The organism is Pseudomonas plecoglossicida NBRC 103162 = DSM 15088 (genome assembly GCF_000730665.1).
Taxonomy (GTDB): domain Bacteria; phylum Pseudomonadota; class Gammaproteobacteria; order Pseudomonadales; family Pseudomonadaceae; genus Aquipseudomonas; species Aquipseudomonas plecoglossicida.
The window spans coordinates 16,798-33,975 of sequence record NZ_BBIV01000009.1; the positions used below are offsets into that span (position 1 = coordinate 16,798).

Here is a 17,178-nt window from a genome sequence, read left to right on the forward strand (position 1 = left end):
CCTTACGTGAGCGTCAATGAGCACCAGCATGGGGCGGTTGTGTAATTTCACCCACTAAAACAGAGCATCACTATCGCGCTTGTTTGACCTGAATCACGATGAACGGCGAAACCACCACCGCCCAGATCTCTGGATCGCGGCTTTGCAGGTCGAGCGCCTGCTCGGCACTGACCGGTCCGACAGTGCCATCACTACGCCACTTAGCGAAGATCTCGCTGCGATTCTCGGCCATCGCCGCGGCAACCTCGATCAGGTCGAGAGCAGGGTCGACCCAAATCAGGTCACCCTTGGCCCAGAAACGCTCCAAAGCTTTCCACTCGATAGTCGAAGTCTCGCCAAGCAATTTGGCATAGAGGGTGCTTGTTTGATCAGTCATGGGTTCGTACCCGTAAAAATCGGTCAATGAAAAAAGGCCCGCATTTTTGCAGAAAAACCCGGTTTCAAATACGTAATTTGGTCGATTGGCCCCGAACGTGTGGGGTGGGGCCGTAGGTACAGGCAAATTGATGGCGCTTTTCTGTATCTTTGTGTCGATCAAGCGACAACCCTTGAACCAGGCGCTTTTAGCCCGCTTTTCAAGCGCGCGAACAGCGCTCTACACTGTACCGGTACAGTTCCGGGACAAGTTCCGGGGGAAGGTGGGCATGCAGTGTGGCGTGGCCATGCCGCATATCCCGCCCGGTCTGTAGCCCTGGCCGCCAGGACTATAAGAATTACAACAGAATGAGTGGAGCACTATGATCAAGATTTCCAAGCTGTTCGCTGCAATGGTACTGGCCGGGGTAGCCAGCCATTCGTTTGCCGCCGATTCCATCAAGATCGGTATCGCAGGTCCCAAGACCGGTCCAGTGACCCAGTACGGCGACATGCAGTTCATCGGCGCGAAACAGGCCATCAAGGACATCAACGCCAAGGGCGGCGTCGATGGCAAGATGCTCGAAGCCAAGGAATACGACGACGCGTGCGACCCTAAACAGGCCGTGGCGGTCGCCAACAAAGTGGTCAACGACGGCGTCAAGTTCGTCATCGGCCACCTGTGCTCCAGCTCCACCCAGCCAGCGTCCGACATCTACGAAGACGAAGGCGTGATCATGATCACCCCGGCTGCCACCAGCCCGGAAATCACCGCCCGTGGCTACAAGCTGATCTTCCGCACCATCGGCCTGGACAGCGCCCAGGGCCCGGCCGCCGGCAACTACATCGCCGACCATGTCAAGCCGAAGGTCGTCGCCGTGCTGCACGACAAGCAGCAATACGGTGAAGGCATCGCCACCGCGGTCAAGCAGACCCTCGAGAAGAAGGGCACCAAGGTTGCCGTGTTCGAAGGCCTCAACGCCGGTGACAAGGACTTCTCCTCGATCATCCAGAAGCTCAAGCAGAACAACGTCGACTTCGTCTACTACGGCGGCTACCACCCGGAGCTGGGCCTGATCCTGCGCCAGGCTCAGGAAAAAGGCCTGAAAGCCAAGTTCATGGGCCCGGAAGGCGTGGGTAACGACTCCATCTCGCAGATCGCCCAGAACGCCTCCGAAGGCCTGCTGGTCACCCTGCCGAAGTCGTTCGATGCCGATCCTGAAAACAAGGCAATCGTCGACGCCATCAAGGCCGACGGCAAGGACCCGAGCGGTCCGTTCGTGTTCCCGGCCTACTCCGCCGTGGAACTGATCGCCAAGGGTATCGAAGCGGCCAAGTCCGAAGACACCGACAAAGTGGCAGCCGCCATCCACGCCGGTTCCTTCAAGACTCCGACCGGCACCCTGTCGTATGACGAGAAAGGCGACCTGAAAGACTTCAAGTTCGTGGTCTACGAATGGCACTTCGGCAAGCCGAAGACCGAAGTTTCCCCTCAGTAACTGCGTGACTAAATAGCTGACCGTAAGAGCCCACTGTGCGAGCAGTGGGCTTTGTTTTACGAGGTTCATGAGCTCGATTGCCGCGATCCGGCAGCGGGTTCACCTGAAAATCTTAAAACCGTCATCCGCGGTTTCCTGGCCGTCACCCGGCCGGCGAAATGCAAATCAGGTTTTTAGGAGCGCTGTAATGCCTGAGATCTACCATTTCTTCCAACAATTGGTTAATGGATTGACCATCGGCAGCACCTATGCCTTGATCGCCATCGGCTACACGATGGTGTACGGCATCATTGGCATGATCAACTTCGCCCATGGCGAGGTGTACATGATCGGTTCCTATGTGGCCTTCATCGCCCTGGCGGGCCTGGCCATGATGGGTATCCATTCGCTGCCTATCCTGATGACCGTTGCCTTCGTCGCGACGATCTTCGTCACCAGTGCCTATGGCTACAGCATCGAACGGGTTGCCTACCGCCCACTGCGCAACAGCAACCGTCTGATCCCGCTGATTTCCGCCATCGGCATGTCGATCTTCCTGCAGAACACTGTCTTGCTGTCGCAGGACTCCAAGGACAAATCCATCCCCAACCTGATCCCCGGGAGCTTCTCCTTCGGACCAGGCGGTGCTGAAGAAGTCCTGATCAGCTACATGCAGATCCTGGTGTTCGTGGTCACCCTGGTGGCCATGACCCTGCTCACCCTGTTCATCTCCCGTTCCCGCCTGGGGCGCGCCTGCCGCGCCTGCGCCGAGGACATCAAGATGGCCAACCTGCTGGGCATCAACACCAACAACATCATCGCCCTGACCTTCGTCATCGGTGCTGCGCTGGCGGCCGTGGCGGCCGTGCTGCTGAGCATGCAGTACGGGGTCATCAACCCCAATGCCGGTTTCCTGGTGGGCCTGAAGGCCTTCACCGCAGCGGTACTGGGTGGCATCGGCAGCATTCCGGGCGCGATGCTCGGCGGGCTGGTGCTGGGCGTGGCCGAAGCCTTCGGCGCCGATATCTTCGGCGACCAGTACAAGGACGTGGTGGCATTCGGCTTGTTGGTTCTTGTCCTGCTATTCCGGCCGACCGGCATCCTGGGCCGCCCGGAGGTTGAAAAAGTATGAACAGAAATCTCAAACAGGCGTTCTTCGCCGCCCTGCTGGTCTGGGCCGTGGCCTTCCCGGTGCTGGGTCTGAAACTGAGCATCGACGGCATCAGCCTGGTCGTGCATAGCCAGGGCTCCTTCACCATCAGCATCATCGCCGTGTGCTCGGTACTGATGTTCCTGCGCGTGCTGTTCGACAAGCAGTGGAGCTCGGTGATGGGCCGTCGTTCGGACCGCAAGCTGATCCCGCCGGCTGTCAGCAACTACCTGACCCTGCCCAGGACGCAGCGCTACGTGATCCTCGGCCTGATCCTCGCGGCACTGGTGTGGCCGTTCTTCGGTTCACGCGGCGCGGTCGACATCGCCACGCTGATCCTGATCTACGTGCTGCTGGGCCTGGGCCTGAACATCGTGGTCGGTCTCGCCGGCCTGCTCGACCTGGGCTACGTGGGCTTCTATGCCGTAGGCGCCTACAGCTACGCGATGCTCTCGCACTACCTGGGTTGGAGTTTCTGGGTCTGCCTGCCGATCGCCGGCCTGATGGCCGCCACCTTCGGCTTCCTGCTCGGCTTCCCGGTGCTGCGCCTGCGCGGTGACTACCTGGCGATCGTGACGCTCGGCTTCGGCGAGATCATCCGCCTGTTCCTGCGTAACCTCACCGACTGGACCGGCGGCCCGAACGGCATCAGCAACATCCCCAAGCCGGAGTTCTTCGGCCTGACCTTCGAACGCCGTGCGGCCGAGGGGATGCAGACCTTCCACGAGTTCTTCGGGCTGGAATACAACTCGATCAACAAGGTCATCTTCCTCTACCTGGTGGCCCTGCTGCTGGCCCTGCTGGCCCTGTTCGTCATCAACCGCCTGCTGCGCATGCCGATCGGCCGTGCCTGGGAAGCGCTGCGTGAAGACGAGATCGCCTGCCGCGCGCTGGGCCTGAACCCGACCGTAATCAAGCTCTCGGCGTTCACCCTGGGCGCCTGCTTCGCAGGCTTTGCCGGCAGCTTCTTCGCCGCGCGTCAGGGTTTGGTGACACCTGAGTCGTTCACCTTCATCGAGTCGGCCATCATCCTCGCCATCGTCGTGCTCGGCGGCATGGGCTCACAACTGGGCGTGATCCTCGCGGCCATCGTGATGATCCTGCTGCCGGAGCTGATGCGTGAGTTCAGCGAGTACCGGATGCTGATGTTCGGTGCGCTGATGGTGTTGATGATGATCTGGCGTCCGCAAGGCCTGCTGCCTATGCAACGTCCACACATGGAGCTGCGTCGATGAGCCGCGAAATTCTGCAAGTCAGCGGCCTGAGCATGCGCTTCGGCGGCTTGTTGGCGGTCAACGGCGTGGCCCTGACCGTCAAGGAAAAACAGGTGGTGGCGCTGATCGGCCCGAACGGCGCTGGCAAGACCACCGTGTTCAACTGCCTGACCGGCTTCTACAAGCCCAGCGGCGGCACCATCCTGCTCGACGGCCAGCCGATCCAGGGCCTGGCCGGCCACCAGATCGCCCGCAAGGGCGTGGTCCGGACCTTCCAGAACGTTCGCCTGTTCAAGGAAATGACCGCGCTGGAAAACCTGCTGATCGCCCAGCACCGCCACCTCAACACCAACTTCTTCGCCGGCCTGTTCAAGACTCCGAGCTTCCGCCGCAGCGAGAAGGAGGCCATGGAGCGTGCGCAGTACTGGCTGGAGAAGGTCAACCTGACCGAGTTCGCCAACCGTACCGCCGGCACCCTCGCCTACGGCCAGCAGCGCCGCCTGGAAATCGCCCGCTGCATGATGACCCAGCCACGCATCATCATGCTCGACGAACCGGCAGCCGGCCTGAACCCCAAGGAAACCGAGGACCTCAAGGCGCTGATCGCCTACCTGCGCGAGTCGCACAACGTCACCGTGCTGCTGATCGAGCACGACATGAAGCTGGTGATGAGCATTTCCGACCATATCGTCGTGATCAACCAGGGCACGCCCCTGGCCCACGGCACACCGGAGGAGATCCGCGACAACCCTGACGTGATCAAAGCCTACCTGGGGGAAGCGTAAATGCTGAAGTTCGAGAACGTTTCCACCTTCTACGGCAAGATCCAGGCGCTGCACAGCGTCAACGTGGAGATCAACCAGGGCGAGATCGTCACCCTGATCGGCGCCAACGGTGCCGGCAAGTCGACCTTGCTGATGACCCTGTGCGGCTCGCCGCAGGCGCACAGTGGCAGCATCAAGTACCTGGGCGAAGAGCTGGTCGGCCAGCCATCCTCGCACATCATGCGCAAGAGCATCGCGGTCGTGCCCGAAGGCCGCCGCGTGTTCGCACGCCTGACTGTCGAGGAAAACCTGGCCATGGGCGGTTTCTTCACCGACAAGGGTGACTACCAGGAGCAGCTGGACAAAGTCCTGCACCTGTTCCCGCGTCTGAAGGAGCGTTACATTCAGCGTGGCGGCACCATGTCCGGCGGCGAGCAGCAGATGCTGGCCATCGGCCGGGCGCTGATGAGCAAGCCCAAGCTGTTGCTGCTCGACGAGCCATCGCTGGGCCTGGCGCCAATCATCATCCAGCAGATCTTCGACATCATCGAGCAACTGCGCCGCGATGGCGTGACGGTGTTCCTGGTGGAGCAGAACGCCAACCAGGCGCTGAAGATCGCCGACCGGGCCTATGTGCTGGAGAATGGCCGGGTGGTGATGCAAGGCACGGGTGAAGCCTTGCTGACCGATCCGAAAGTGCGCGACGCATACCTGGGTGGTTGATTGAGGAAAGGGCCTACGGGCCCTTTTTTCTGCCTGCAAGGAATCCATCGCCTGTGCTGGCCCAAGGCTTGCACTGTACCTGTAGGAGCCGGCTTGCCGGCGACAGGGCCAGTGCAGATACCCTTGTTAACCTGGCCCAGCCTGAGTAACGTGGCCGGCTCTTTGGCAAAAGATTCCGGAGCCTGTTCCATGCGCCTCACCCCTTCCCTGCTGCTCACCGCCCTGCTGCCCCTGTTCGCCGGCTGCCAGCTGCTGGCCGAGCAGCCACGCGACCCGAACATCGGCACCACGCGCATGCAGGGCGAACTCAGCGCAGGCGGCGGCCAGCTGCTGTTCAAGCCGTGCGGCGAGGCCCGTCACTTCGTGGTCAGCGACGCCGGCTCCACCGCCATCCTGCAGGAAGCCGCCAACCTGGCCGACGACGCCAACGACAAGCTCTTCGCCGACGTGCGCGGCCGCCTCACCGGCAGCAAGCAGGCCACCAACGATGGCCAGCTCGAAGTCAGCCGCCTGTACCGCCTGGAACCGTCCACCCGCGCCTGCGACGACCCCAACTTCAAGCAGCTGACCCTGCGCGCCGGCGGCCATGAGCCGGAGTGGGACATCAAGGCCAGCGGCAAAGGCATGGTGCTCAACCGTGTTGGCAAAGAGCCACTGCCACTGCCCTTCCTTGAAGAAGAAGTCCCTGGCGGCGGCCTGACCCTGACCAGCGAGGCCAACGGCCAGCACGTGGAACTGTGGGTCGCACCGCAGCGTTGCACCGACAGTGCCACCGGCGCCGTGCGCCACCTGCGCGCCGAACTGCGTATCGATGGCCAGACCCTCAAAGGCTGCGGCTACTACGGCGGTGCACGCGACAACTGATCGCCGGGCGCTTTTAACCTGCCAGTCGAGGCGGTGAACAGCTTATACTTGGCGGTTTGTGTAAAGCCGCCGGCCGCCCATGGCCGGGATACTGGACCCTGCCATGCTACGAATCACCGAACTGAAGCTGCCCCTGGACCACCCCGACGAAGCGCTGCGCGAGGCCATCGTCGAGCGCCTGGGCATCCGTGACGAGCAACTGCTCAGCTTCAACCTGTTCAAGCGCAGTTATGATGCGCGCAAGAAGAACAGCGAACTGCTGTTCATCTACACCATCGACCTTGAAGCGAGCAACGAAGCCGAGCTGCTGAGCAAGTTCGCCGATGACCGCAACATCGGTGTCGCGCCGGACGTCAGCTACAAGTTCGTCGGCCATGCGCCGCAAGGCTTGCAGGAGCGCCCGATCGTGGTCGGCTTCGGCCCTTGCGGCATCTTCGCCGGCCTGCTGCTGGCGCAGATGGGCTTCAAGCCGATCGTTCTCGAACGCGGCAAGGAAGTACGCCAGCGCACCAAGGACACCTGGGGCCTATGGCGCAAGAGCGTGCTCAACCCAGAGTCCAACGTGCAGTTCGGCGAAGGCGGCGCCGGGACCTTCTCCGACGGCAAGCTGTACAGCCAGATCAAGGACCCGCAGCACCATGGTCGCAAGGTCCTGGAAGAGTTCGTCAAGGCTGGCGCACCTGAAGAGATCCTGTACATCAACAAACCCCACATCGGTACCTTCCGCCTGACCGGCATGGTCGAGCAGATGCGCCAGGACATGATCGCCCTGGGTGCCGAAGTGCGTTTCCAGGAGAAGGTCACCGACCTGTTGCTGGAAGATGGCCAACTGACCGGTGTGGTGCTGGAGAGCGGCGAACAGCTGCACTCGCGCCATGTGGTCCTGGCCCTGGGCCACAGCGCCCGCGACACGTTCCGCATGCTCCACGCCAAGGGCGTGTACATGGAGGCCAAGCCGTTCTCCGTCGGTTTCCGTATCGAACACCCGCAAACCCTGATCGACAAGGCACGCCTGGGCAAATATGCCGGCCACCCGAAACTCGGTGCGGCCGACTACAAGCTGGTCTACCACGCCAAGAACGGCCGCTCGGTCTACAGCTTCTGCATGTGCCCAGGCGGCACCGTGGTCGCTGCCACCAGCGAGCCGGGCCGGGTGGTGACCAACGGCATGAGCCAGTACTCGCGCAACGAGCGCAACGCCAACTCCGGCATCGTGGTGGGTATCGACCCCGAGCGCGACTACCCGGGTGGCCCGCTGGCAGGTATCGAGCTGCAGGAGCGCCTGGAAGCCCACGCCTATGTGATGGGCGGCAGCAACTACCAGGCACCGGCACAGCTGGTAGGTGATTTCGTTGCCGGCAAGCCGTCTACCGCCCTGGGCAGCGTCGAGCCGTCGTACAAGCCGGGCGTGACCCTGGGCGACCTCGCCCCCAGCCTGCCGGACTTCGCCATCGAGGCGATCCGCGAGGCGCTGCCGGCTTTCGATCGGCAGATCAAGGGCTACAACCTGCATGACGCGGTGCTGACCGGCATCGAGACACGCACTTCTTCGCCGCTGCGCATTACCCGCGGCGCGGATTACCAGAGCCTGAACCTCAAGGGGCTGTTCCCGGCCGGTGAAGGTGCCGGGTATGCCGGGGGCATTCTTTCGGCTGGGGTCGATGGGATTCGCATTGCCGAGGCCGTGGCGCGAGATATGCTCGGGCTGTAAAGCAGTATCGCCTGCCCCGGCCTCATCGCCGGCGAGCCGGCTCCCACAGGTATTGAGATGCTCTCACTGTGGGAGCCGGCTTGCCGGCGACAGGGCCAGGACAGACAACAAAAAACCCCGAACGGGCCAGGCCCGGTCGGGGTTTTGTTTATCGGCGGCTATCAGTGAGCAACGCGACTGGTACCGTCGACTGTCAGGATGCGCACACGCTCGCCCACGCGGAACACTTCGTTCTCCTGCACAGCTTGCACGTAGGCGCGCATGCTGCCGTCGTCTTCACGCACGGTGATTTCCACACCCTGGGTGCGCGTCATGCCTTCTTCGGCGGCCGAACCTGCCAAACCGCCAGCCACGGCACCGATCACGGCGGCGACGATACTGCCGCTACCGCTACCGACGGAGCTACCGGCTACACCACCGACGATTGCACCGGCACCACTGCCGATCGGCGTCTTGGTGCCTTCGATCTTGACCGGGCGCAGGGCCTCGATGGTACCCATGCGCACGGTCTGCACGCGGCGGGCTTCATCACGGGAGTAGCTGTCGCCCGTCAGGCTCGAGGCGCAGCCACCGAGCAACAACGACATGGCGGTGAAGGTCGCCACCAGCAAAGCAGATTTACGCATGGGTAAAGTCTCCATAAATTCAGTTGCACATTAGACGCTGCCCCCAGGCAACTGTCACAACGCAAGCCTAACTAAATCAGATTCATTCAGCGCCAGTACAGCTGACACGGCTGTCTTCCAAGTCTTTGACGTCAGACCAATGATAGCCATGGATTACTGCATCGAGATTGGCAAACAGCGCAGCGCCGGACAGCCGCGATAGGGAAAGGGCCGCAACGCGGCCCCAAAGGTGTCAGGGAGCCAGGCGCTCGCGCAGCCATTGCCCTTCGACGAGGCGGTAGTTCAAGCGGTCATGCAGGCGACTGGCGCGCCCTTGCCAGAACTCGATGCGCTCGGGCAGAAGGCGATAACCCCCCCAATGCTCGGGGCAATGAGGCTGGGTGTCGGAAAAGCGCGTCTCGGTGGCCTTGACCAGCCCTTCGAGCTCTTCACGGTCGGCAATCACCCGGCTCTGCGGCGAAGCCCAGGCACCCAGGCGGCTACCCAGTGGGCGTACCTGGTAATAGTCGTCCGACTCCTTGGCCGTGACTTTTTCCACCCGCCCTTCGATACGCACCTGTCGCTCCAGCGCCGGCCAGAAGAAGGTCATGGCGGCGAAGGGGTTGGTCAGCAGCTGCTGGCCCTTGGCACTGTCATAGTTGGTGAAGAAGGTGAAACCACGCTCATCGAGCCCCTTGAGCAGCAGTACGCGGCAATGGGGGCGGCCTTCGCCATCGACGCTGGCGAGGGTCATGGCATTGGCCTCCACCGGTGGTTGCTCGGTCTTCACCGCATCGGCAAACCACTGGTGGAACAGGGCGAACGGCTCCCCCGGGGCCTTGGCTTCCGCCAGCCCATCACGGGTGTAGTCGCGGCGCATATCGGCCAGGGATTGGGTCATGGCTGCGTTTCCTTGACGATCAGTTGGTCTTCGCAGGGCTGTTGGCGGCTACTTTCTTGTCGGCGCTGGTCTTCTTGGCAACAGGCTTGGCCGGCGCAGTTTTTTTCTTGGCGGTGGACTTGGCAGCCGGCTTGGCCGCGGCCTTCTTCGCGGCTGGCTTGGCTGCGACCTTGGCAGCTGGCTTGCTTTCGGCAGCCTTGGCCGCAGGCGCCTTGGCGTCCTGAACGGCGACCATCGACGCCGGGGTCGGTGCCGAGGCAGGCTGCTGGTACTTGGCCAGCAGTGCAACCATGGTGTTCTGCGGCGTCAGCAGCATTTCCACGCGGCGGTTGAGGGCACGGCCTTCGACACTGTCGTTGGCTGCGCGCGGCATTTCCGCACCCATGCCCTTGAGCGTCAGGCGGTCACGCTTCAGGCCGCTCAGGCGGAAGATCGCCGAAACCGACGCGGCGCGTTCCTGGCTGAGCTTCAGGTTGGTAGCGGCCACGCCACTGGTGTCGGCATGGCCGAGGACCAGAACGGCGGTCTTGGGGTCGCCCTCGACCGACTTGGCCACGCGGGTGATCGGGCCCAGGCTCATCGGCAGCAGCATGTTCGGGCGATCCGGGTTGTACGAACTGTCGACCGGGATGGTGACCACCAGCACGTTGTCGCGGCGCTCGAGTTCCAGCTTGCTGTCCTTGATCGCTTCGCGCAGTTTCGGCTCGTATTCGTCAAGCCAGGCCTGGGTGGCCTTCTGGTCGATCTTGGGTACCGCTGCCGCTTTGGCCTGCTTGCCGTCACCGCCAAACGGCCACCACCAGCGGCTGTCGCTTTCCGACTTGGCCTCGGCCTTGGCGACCTTTTCGTCGACGGCTTGCTTCACTTCCTGCTCGGCAACCTTGTCCGAACCGAAGGGCCACCAGTTGCTGGTGCCGCCCTTCGATGCATCCTGGGAGTGGCTGGCACAGCCGGTCATGGCGGCCAGGCACAGGGCGAGTGCTAAGGATTTGTGTGAAGACATCAGCGATACACCATGATTTAGAAAGAATTTTTACCAACACACCGCAAGGCGTTGGCATTGAGGATATCAAAGGGTCAAGGCAACACCCGAGTTACCCGATCAAAGGCATGTGCCAAGGACCCGAACCAGCTGCTGGGCTCTTGGATCCATGAGCACATAGGGGCCAAGGGTATTGACCACGAAACCGAAGGCCACATCGTGCTCAGGGTCGGCGAAACCAACCGAGCCTCCCGCCCCTGGATGTCCGAAGGCACGGGCGCCGAGACCGAAGGTGGCATTGGCGACGTCGGGCTGGTCGAGCATGCAGCCCAGGCCGAAACGGGTCTGGGTCAGCAGGGTACGGTCCGGGCCGAGGCTGTGCTCGCGGGTCAGTTCGTCGAGCAGTTCGGACTCCAGCAGGCTGCCGTCGAGCAAACCGGCATAGAAGCCCGCCAGGCTACGTGCATTCCCGTGGCCGTTGGCGGCCGGCTGCTGCATGCGACGCCACTCGGGCTTGTTGGTGCTGGTTAGGATCGCCGGAGGGTTGGTGAAGGCACGGGTGGACAATGCCTCCGGCTCACGCATGGTCACCTGCAGCAGGCGCTGGGCGGCGGCATCGCCGGCGTTGCCTTTGCCGCGTGCGATGTGCGCCACCCGATCAAATTCTTCGTCCGCAAGGCCGACGTGGAAGTCCAGCCCCAGGGGGCGTGCAGTACGGGCGACGATCGATTCGCCCGGGCCGCGGCCATCAGCCCGACGGATCAGTTCGCCGATCAGCCAGCCGTATGTGATGGCGGCGTATCCATGCTCGGTACCTGGCGTCCACCAGGGCGCTTCGGCGGCCAAGGCATCGACCATCGTCTGCCAGTCATACAAGGCCTCGGCCGGCAACAATTGGCGAATTGCCGGCAAACCGGCACGGTGGCTGAGCAGTTGGCGAAGGGTGATGCCTTCTTTGCCCGCCTGGGCGAACTCGGGCCAGTAGCGCGCCACCGGGGCATCCAGGGCCAGCTTGCCCTCGCCCACCAGTTGCAGAGCGGTTACGGCAGTGAAGGTCTTGGTGCAGGAGAACAGGTTGGCGATGGTATCGCTGTGCCAGGCTTGCTGGCCGTCCTTGTCAGCACTGCCCGCCCACAGATCGATCACGGTTTCGCCGCCTACCTGGATGCACAATGCCGCGCCGCGCTCCTGGGGATCATCGAACAATGCCGCAAATGCTTCGCGCACCGCCTCGAACTTCAGCTCATAGTGACCCTGGATCTGCACGCGCCTGTTCTCCGTACGACATGCTGAAAAATGGCGTGCATTGTTTCAGTAGTTGAGCGTTTTGCATACTGGGCAAGTCGGGATAGTCATGGGGAAATTTCCACGCCGAGGAACCGGCATGGCTGCCCCTTGTTCCCGCCTCAAGGGGCTGGTTTTTCCAGCTGCGTTCGCAACTGGCCAACGGCCGCCAGGTTACTCTTGCGCACCGCCTCGACAAACCCTGCATAGGGCACATCGGTAATCGCCACAAGGCCCAGGTGACCGTTCTCGCCATCGAGCAAACGCCCGCTGGCAGGCTGGTCAAGGAACTGGAACCAATGCGCGCCAACGATCATCGGCTGGGCCATCGCTGCCTTAAGGAAGTTGCCATACGCCGGCCCGCGATCCTCTTCCCGTGCCACCTCCAACGGCCCGGACCAGAATGGGCCACGGTCACGGGAGCCAAACTGGAATTCCGACACCAGCACTGGCTTGTCCAGTTCGGCCAGGCGGGAGAAGTCATAACCGTCTTCAGGCTTGAGGGTATAGAAGTTGAAACTCAGCACATCGCAGAACTCGGCGCAGGCCTTGACCGCCTCCGGCGTGCTCACCGCATAGCGCCCCCCCAGCAGCAGATGGTTGGGGGCATGCCATTTCAATGAGTCGGCGATGGTCTTGAAATACGTCTGTGCGAACACTTGCTGGAAGTGCTGGAAGTCACGCTCGATTTCCGGGTGCTCGGGGTTGGGCAACGGCGCCTCGAAGCCTGGGTCTTCCATCAGTTCCCAGGCCTGCAGGTCGATCCCCCAGGCCTTGGACAAGCCCTCCTGGTTGCGGTACTTGTCGCGCAACTGCTTGAGGAACGCGCGCTTGGCCGGCACATCGGTGGTCAGACGCAAGGTGCCATAGGCCAGACCGTAACGCGCCTTGGGGTCGTTGCCGGGCGCTGCCCAGGCCAGTTCGTTGTCGGCGAAGTAGCCGATCAGCCAGGGGTCGTCACGGTGATCGCGGGCGGCAATGGCCACGGCACGCTCGGTGGCCATGGCGAAACGCGGGTCGAACGGGTCGGGCATGCGGCCCCACCAGTCCATGCCGGTGCTGATGCTGGCGTAGTCGCCGACGATCGACAGCGGCAAGGTGTACGGCAGACGCTTGGCCTGGCCCAGCGCCGGGTCGCTCCAGTTGCCCAGGGTATTGAAACCCCAGGCCAGCAGGCGGTCGATCGTGTGGGCTTGCCAACGGGCATTGTCCAGCGTGGGTGGTGGGCAATCGGCGGCCGGCTGCCCCTGCGTGCCTTGGCAAGGCTGGCCGTAGGTGCGCTGGATGTTGGCAGCATAGAAGTCGAACCAGCGCCCCTGCTTGAAGCCCCGCCCTCGCGACGATGCATTGCCATCGTCGTTGTTGCCCTCGCCATAGAAGGCGGCCAGCGCGTCGTTCTGGCCTGGCAAGGCAGCAAACATGCTTTCCCGGCCTGCGACATAGGTACGCCCGCCGTCAGCGGCAACGGCGTTGACGCCCAGCGAATAGAACGGATGGCCATCCGGCGTGACCAGGTACCAGCGGCCATCGCGTTTCTCGGTGCGGAAAAAGCCCTTGGCTTCGAACGCAGGCCCGGCCACTACCCCACCGTAGGTGTCCAACGGCTGTTTCTGGCGCTCCTGCAACCAGCCCTTGAGTTGCTGCTGCTCGCGGGTATCGGCGGCCTTGAGCTGTTCGTCGTTGACGATCTTTTCGGGCCAGCGGCCCCGCGTGGACTGGCCATAGGCATCGATCAGCTCGCGGTACGCCGCCTGATAGGCCTGGTCGTCGTCCTGGATGCCGACCTTCTCGATCAGCAGGTTTTGCGCCACCTTCGGGGCAGGAATGGTGAGGCTGACCGAAACCACCTGCTTGAGGTCGACTTCACCTGCGCTGCTGATCAGCAGCAGGCGCTGGCCCTCGAACAGCCAAGGCATCGGCGGGCCGGCACGCATGCCCTGGCTCAAGGGCGAACCGCCCTTGAGCGGCACCATGACGGTTTGCGCGGGCCCGGCCGGCAGGTCGATGCGGCTGGTCAGGGTACGTCCGTCGCTGCCCTGCACCGTGACGTCGACGGTCAACGCCCAATCCATGGCACTCTGCAGTCGCAACGTGAGGAACTGCCCGGCCGACCAGTCCCACACGCCGGTCTGCGGGCTCAGGCGAAGGGTTGGCCGCTCGACCGGGTTGAACACCACGCGCCGCAACACCTCGCCTTCGGTAGTCTGCTCCGCGTTGTACTGCGGCATGCCAGCGCCATCGGTTGCCACATTGACCACCGACGCCGGGCGCACGAAGCTGAACAGCGTCTGTTGCCCAGCCAGCACTGGCGTGCTGAGCAACAGGGTGAGTAGTGCAGGCAAGGTGCGACGGATCATAGGGCTCAGGCTCTCCATGCAGGCCCTGTCGAGCCCGCGACTGAGTGATGGACAACAGACCGCAAACAGGCTCCGGCCGTCAGGAAATTTCCCGCCGGAAGGGCGGCAGCGCATTGAGAATAGCCTTGCCGTAGCGCTGAGTGACCAGGCGCCGATCGAGCAAGGTGATGACACCACGGTCCTGTTCGGTACGCAGCAGGCGACCGCAGGCCTGGATCAGTTTCAGCGAGGCGTCGGGCACGGAAATCTCCATGAACGGGTTGCCGCCACGGGCTTCGATCCACTCGGCCAATGCCGCTTCGACCGGGTCATCCGGTACGGAGAAGGGGATCTTGGCGATCACCACGTGTTCGCAGTAGGCCCCAGGCAAGTCGACACCTTCAGCGAAACTCGCCAGGCCGAACAGCACGCTGTGCTGGCCGTCGTCGACCCGCGCCTTGTGCTTGTTCAGCGTCTCCTGCTTGGACAGGTTGCCCTGGATCAGCACCAGCTTGCGCCAATCGCGGTCCAGGCCGTCGAAGACTTCCTGCATCTGCTTGCGCGAGGAGAACAGCACCAGGGCGCCTCGGGCGTCCTCGACGATAGCAGGCAGCTCGCGAATGATCGCAGCAGTATGAGCAGCCGCATCGCGCGGGTCGGCCTTGAGGTCGGGCACTCGCAGCAGGCCGGCATCACCATGCACGAACGGGCTGGGCACCACACAGGTGACGGCGTCGCGTGGCAAGCCCGAACGCATGCGGAAGCGATCGAACTTGCCCAGTGCGGTGAGCGTTGCCGAGGTCACCAGGGCGCCGTGGGCCACGTTCCACAAGCTGCGGCGCAGCATTTCCGCGGCCAGGATGGGGCTGGCGTTGACCTCGATATCGAACAATGCCCCGCTTTCGGCCAAGGTCAGCCAGCGCGCCATGGGCGGGCTGTCTTCCGGATCTTCGGCGGTGAAGGCGGTCCACAATTCCCAGTTGCCCTGGGCCCGGGTGACCAGGCTGCCGAACAACGGGTACCACTCCTCGGCCTGGTGGCTGGCAATGCCAATGTTGACCTCGCCGTCCATGCCTTCCTTGAGCAGGTCGGCCAGGCGCGTGAACAGGTCGTTGAGGCGGGAAAAGCCCTTTTTCAGCTCGATGCCGATTTCGCGAATCTGCTCCGTCACCACGCCGCCTTCGAAGCGATAACGCGGGCGCTCGCGCCCTTCGGTATCTTCGCTGGGGCGAAAGTCGGCGACTTGCTCGCACAAGGTGAACATGAACTGCTGCTGGGTGCGGATTTCCCGTGCCAGCTCCGGGACCTGTTCGATCAGCTTGCCGAGGTCGCCGGGCAGGGGGTGCTGGGCCAGCAGCTTGGTCAGGTTCTTGGCGGTCTGCTCCAGCCAGTCGGCGGTGGAGCGCAGGCGCGAATAGTGGGCAAAGTGGCCGATGGCCTTGTCCGGCAGGTGATGGCCTTCGTCGAACACGTACATGGTGTCCCGCGGGTCGGGCAGCACCGCGCCACCGCCCAGGGCCAGGTCGGCCAGGACCATGTCGTGATTGGTGACGATCACATCGACCTTGCCCATGCCTTCGCGGGCCTTGTAGAACACGCACTGCTGGAAGTTCGGGCAGTGGCGGCCGGTGCACTGGCTGTGGTCGGTGGTCAGGCGCGCCCAGTCCTGGTCTTCCAGGGCCTCGGACCAGCTGTCGCGGTCACCGTCCCAGCGGTTGCCGGCAAGCTTTTCGATCATGCTGTTGAACAGCTTCTGGCTGCGCTCGTCCACCTCGATGTGGAAGCCCTCTTCCTCGAACAGCTGGGCGGTGGCCGACTGGGCGTGGCCTTCTTGCAGCAGGATGTCGAGCTTGGACAGGCACAGGTAGCGACCCCGGCCCTTGGCCAGGGCAAAGCTGAAGTTCAGGCCACTGCTGCGCATGAGGTCGGGCAGGTCCTTGAAGACGATCTGCTCTTGCAGCGCCACGGTCGCGGTGGCGATCACCAGGCGTTTGCCGGCCGCCTTGGCGGCCGGGATCGCGGCCAGGCTGTAGGCCACCGTCTTGCCAGTACCGGTGCCCGCCTCCACCGCCACGACAGCAGGCTCGCCGGCACGGCGGCCTTCATCGTCGCAGGCTATGTCGCCAAGCACCTTGGCCACTTCGGCGATCATCAGGCGCTGGCCATAACGCGGCTTGAGGCTCTTGGCTTCGAGAAAACGCGAGTAGGCGCCCTGGATGGTGGCTTTGAGTTCGTTGCTGATCATGGTCTGCAGACGCCCGGAGGGCTGGATATATTTTCAGTGTTTCGCATGGGGCGGCTATCATACCCCGCTATTGCCCTTTGTGCCGCATGGAGATCCAGATGCTCGCCTTTGCCTTGCCCTACACACTGCATGTCCTGGCCGCCCTCGTGTGGGTCGGCGGCATGTTCTTCGCCTGGCTGGTGCTACGCCCGGCAACGGTTGCAGCCCTCGAAGGGCCAGCCCGCCTGCGCTTGTGGGTGGAAGTTTTCCGACGCTTCTTCCGATGGGTCTGGCTGGCAGTGGTGATTCTAGCGATAAGTGGTATCGGCATGTTGCACATGCGCTTCAACGGTTTCGAGGCTGCCCCCAAGTACATCCATGTGATGATCGGCGGCGGCATCGCCATGTTCGCGCTGTTCATGCGGATCCAGGCCTTGCTGCTGCCGGAGTTGAAGGCAGCGGTGGAGGCCGGGGACTGGGCGGCGGGCGCCGCCGTGCTGGGCCGGATCCGGCGGATGGTCGGGGTCAACCTGTTGCTCGGGCTGGCGGTGGTGGCCGTGGCCAGCTCGCGACTGCTGATGTAACCCC

At 63.1% G+C, this 17,178-nt stretch carries 15 protein-coding genes; 8 read left to right on the forward strand and 7 right to left on the reverse strand.

The window, feature by feature from the left end; all coding sequences use genetic code 11:
• Nucleotides 1-70: 70 nt before the first annotated feature.
• Nucleotides 71-376, reverse strand: coding sequence for a DUF2288 domain-containing protein (locus PPL01S_RS06445; RefSeq protein ID WP_028625436.1), 306 nt, complete (start codon nt 374-376; stop codon nt 71-73).
• A gap of 361 nt (nt 377-737) precedes the next feature.
• Between PPL01S_RS06445 and PPL01S_RS06455 the strand changes: the two genes are divergently transcribed.
• The 7 genes from PPL01S_RS06455 to PPL01S_RS06485 all read left to right on the forward strand — a co-directional run bounded on the left by PPL01S_RS06455 (nt 738) and on the right by PPL01S_RS06485 (nt 8,258).
• Complete coding sequence (locus PPL01S_RS06455) at nt 738-1,853, forward strand: branched-chain amino acid ABC transporter substrate-binding protein (protein ID WP_028625437.1); 1,116 nt, start codon at nt 738-740, stop codon at nt 1,851-1,853.
• Between the two features lie 187 nt (nt 1,854-2,040).
• Nucleotides 2,041-2,964 carry a high-affinity branched-chain amino acid ABC transporter permease LivH gene (gene livH, locus PPL01S_RS06460; protein WP_008097482.1) on the forward strand — a complete coding sequence of 308 codons (924 nt, stop codon included), beginning with the start codon at nt 2,041-2,043 and terminating at the stop codon, nt 2,962-2,964.
• Complete coding sequence (locus PPL01S_RS06465; RefSeq protein ID WP_016392168.1) at nt 2,961-4,217, forward strand: high-affinity branched-chain amino acid ABC transporter permease LivM; 1,257 nt, start codon at nt 2,961-2,963, stop codon at nt 4,215-4,217. Before livH ends, PPL01S_RS06465 begins: the two co-directional genes overlap by 4 nt.
• Entirely contained in the window at nt 4,214-4,981 is a 768-nt protein-coding gene (livG, locus tag PPL01S_RS06470) for a high-affinity branched-chain amino acid ABC transporter ATP-binding protein LivG (RefSeq protein ID WP_003254878.1), read from the forward strand. Before PPL01S_RS06465 ends, livG begins: the two co-directional genes overlap by 4 nt.
• On the forward strand, nt 4,982-5,683 hold the full coding sequence (locus PPL01S_RS06475; protein ID WP_016392167.1) for an ABC transporter ATP-binding protein: 702 nt from the start codon (nt 4,982-4,984) through the stop codon (nt 5,681-5,683).
• Nucleotides 5,684-5,872: 189 nt separating this feature from the next.
• The gene (locus tag PPL01S_RS06480; RefSeq protein ID WP_016392166.1) at nt 5,873-6,547 is read left to right on the forward strand and encodes a COG3650 family protein; all 675 of its coding nucleotides are present in this window, start codon (nt 5,873-5,875) and stop codon (nt 6,545-6,547) included.
• Nucleotides 6,548-6,650: 103 nt separating this feature from the next.
• Nucleotides 6,651-8,258, forward strand: a complete 1,608-nt coding sequence (locus tag PPL01S_RS06485; RefSeq protein WP_016392165.1) for an NAD(P)/FAD-dependent oxidoreductase — start codon at nt 6,651-6,653, stop codon at nt 8,256-8,258.
• A gap of 161 nt (nt 8,259-8,419) precedes the next feature.
• Here PPL01S_RS06485 and PPL01S_RS06490 read toward each other — a convergent pair whose 3' ends face one another.
• From PPL01S_RS06490 to dinG, 6 genes are all read right to left on the reverse strand, one after another.
• Nucleotides 8,420-8,884 carry an outer membrane lipoprotein gene (locus PPL01S_RS06490; protein ID WP_016395721.1) on the reverse strand — a complete coding sequence of 155 codons (465 nt, stop codon included), beginning with the start codon at nt 8,882-8,884 and terminating at the stop codon, nt 8,420-8,422.
• Nucleotides 8,885-9,116: 232 nt separating this feature from the next.
• Nucleotides 9,117-9,764 carry a pyridoxamine 5'-phosphate oxidase gene (pdxH, locus tag PPL01S_RS06495; RefSeq protein ID WP_016395720.1) on the reverse strand — a complete coding sequence of 216 codons (648 nt, stop codon included), beginning with the start codon at nt 9,762-9,764 and terminating at the stop codon, nt 9,117-9,119.
• A gap of 19 nt (nt 9,765-9,783) precedes the next feature.
• Complete coding sequence (locus tag PPL01S_RS06500) at nt 9,784-10,767, reverse strand: OmpA family protein (RefSeq protein ID WP_016395719.1); 984 nt, start codon at nt 10,765-10,767, stop codon at nt 9,784-9,786.
• Nucleotides 10,768-10,866: 99 nt separating this feature from the next.
• Nucleotides 10,867-12,012 (reverse strand): EstA family serine hydrolase, encoded by a 1,146-nt coding sequence (locus PPL01S_RS06505; RefSeq protein ID WP_016395718.1) that lies wholly within the window; start codon nt 12,010-12,012, stop codon nt 10,867-10,869.
• A gap of 140 nt (nt 12,013-12,152) precedes the next feature.
• Nucleotides 12,153-14,387, reverse strand: a complete 2,235-nt coding sequence (locus tag PPL01S_RS06510) for a beta-galactosidase (protein WP_028625438.1) — start codon at nt 14,385-14,387, stop codon at nt 12,153-12,155.
• Between the two features lie 79 nt (nt 14,388-14,466).
• Entirely contained in the window at nt 14,467-16,611 is a 2,145-nt protein-coding gene (gene dinG / locus PPL01S_RS06515) for an ATP-dependent DNA helicase DinG (RefSeq protein ID WP_028625439.1), read from the reverse strand.
• A gap of 98 nt (nt 16,612-16,709) precedes the next feature.
• Between dinG and PPL01S_RS06520 the strand changes: the two genes are divergently transcribed.
• The gene (locus tag PPL01S_RS06520; RefSeq protein WP_028625440.1) at nt 16,710-17,174 is read left to right on the forward strand and encodes a CopD family protein; all 465 of its coding nucleotides are present in this window, start codon (nt 16,710-16,712) and stop codon (nt 17,172-17,174) included.
• Nucleotides 17,175-17,178 lie beyond the last annotated feature (4 nt).

Coding starts and splice junctions, on each gene's coding strand:
- PPL01S_RS06485 (WP_016392165.1), top strand. CDS start 6,651: ATGCTACGAATCACCGAACTGAAGCTGCCCCTGGACCACCCCGACGAA.
- PPL01S_RS06500 (WP_016395719.1), bottom strand. CDS start 10,767: ATGTCTTCACACAAATCCTTAGCACTCGCCCTGTGCCTGGCCGCCATG.
- PPL01S_RS06455 (WP_028625437.1), top strand. CDS start 738: ATGATCAAGATTTCCAAGCTGTTCGCTGCAATGGTACTGGCCGGGGTA.
- PPL01S_RS06520 (WP_028625440.1), top strand. CDS start 16,710: ATGCTCGCCTTTGCCTTGCCCTACACACTGCATGTCCTGGCCGCCCTC.
- pdxH (WP_016395720.1), bottom strand. CDS start 9,764: ATGACCCAATCCCTGGCCGATATGCGCCGCGACTACACCCGTGATGGG.
- PPL01S_RS06445 (WP_028625436.1), bottom strand. CDS start 376: ATGACTGATCAAACAAGCACCCTCTATGCCAAATTGCTTGGCGAGACT.
- PPL01S_RS06510 (WP_028625438.1), bottom strand. CDS start 14,387: ATGATCCGTCGCACCTTGCCTGCACTACTCACCCTGTTGCTCAGCACG.
- PPL01S_RS06480 (WP_016392166.1), top strand. CDS start 5,873: ATGCGCCTCACCCCTTCCCTGCTGCTCACCGCCCTGCTGCCCCTGTTC.
- PPL01S_RS06475 (WP_016392167.1), top strand. CDS start 4,982: ATGCTGAAGTTCGAGAACGTTTCCACCTTCTACGGCAAGATCCAGGCG.
- dinG (WP_028625439.1), bottom strand. CDS start 16,611: ATGATCAGCAACGAACTCAAAGCCACCATCCAGGGCGCCTACTCGCGT.
- livH (WP_008097482.1), top strand. CDS start 2,041: ATGCCTGAGATCTACCATTTCTTCCAACAATTGGTTAATGGATTGACC.
- livG (WP_003254878.1), top strand. CDS start 4,214: ATGAGCCGCGAAATTCTGCAAGTCAGCGGCCTGAGCATGCGCTTCGGC.
- PPL01S_RS06465 (WP_016392168.1), top strand. CDS start 2,961: ATGAACAGAAATCTCAAACAGGCGTTCTTCGCCGCCCTGCTGGTCTGG.
- PPL01S_RS06490 (WP_016395721.1), bottom strand. CDS start 8,884: ATGCGTAAATCTGCTTTGCTGGTGGCGACCTTCACCGCCATGTCGTTG.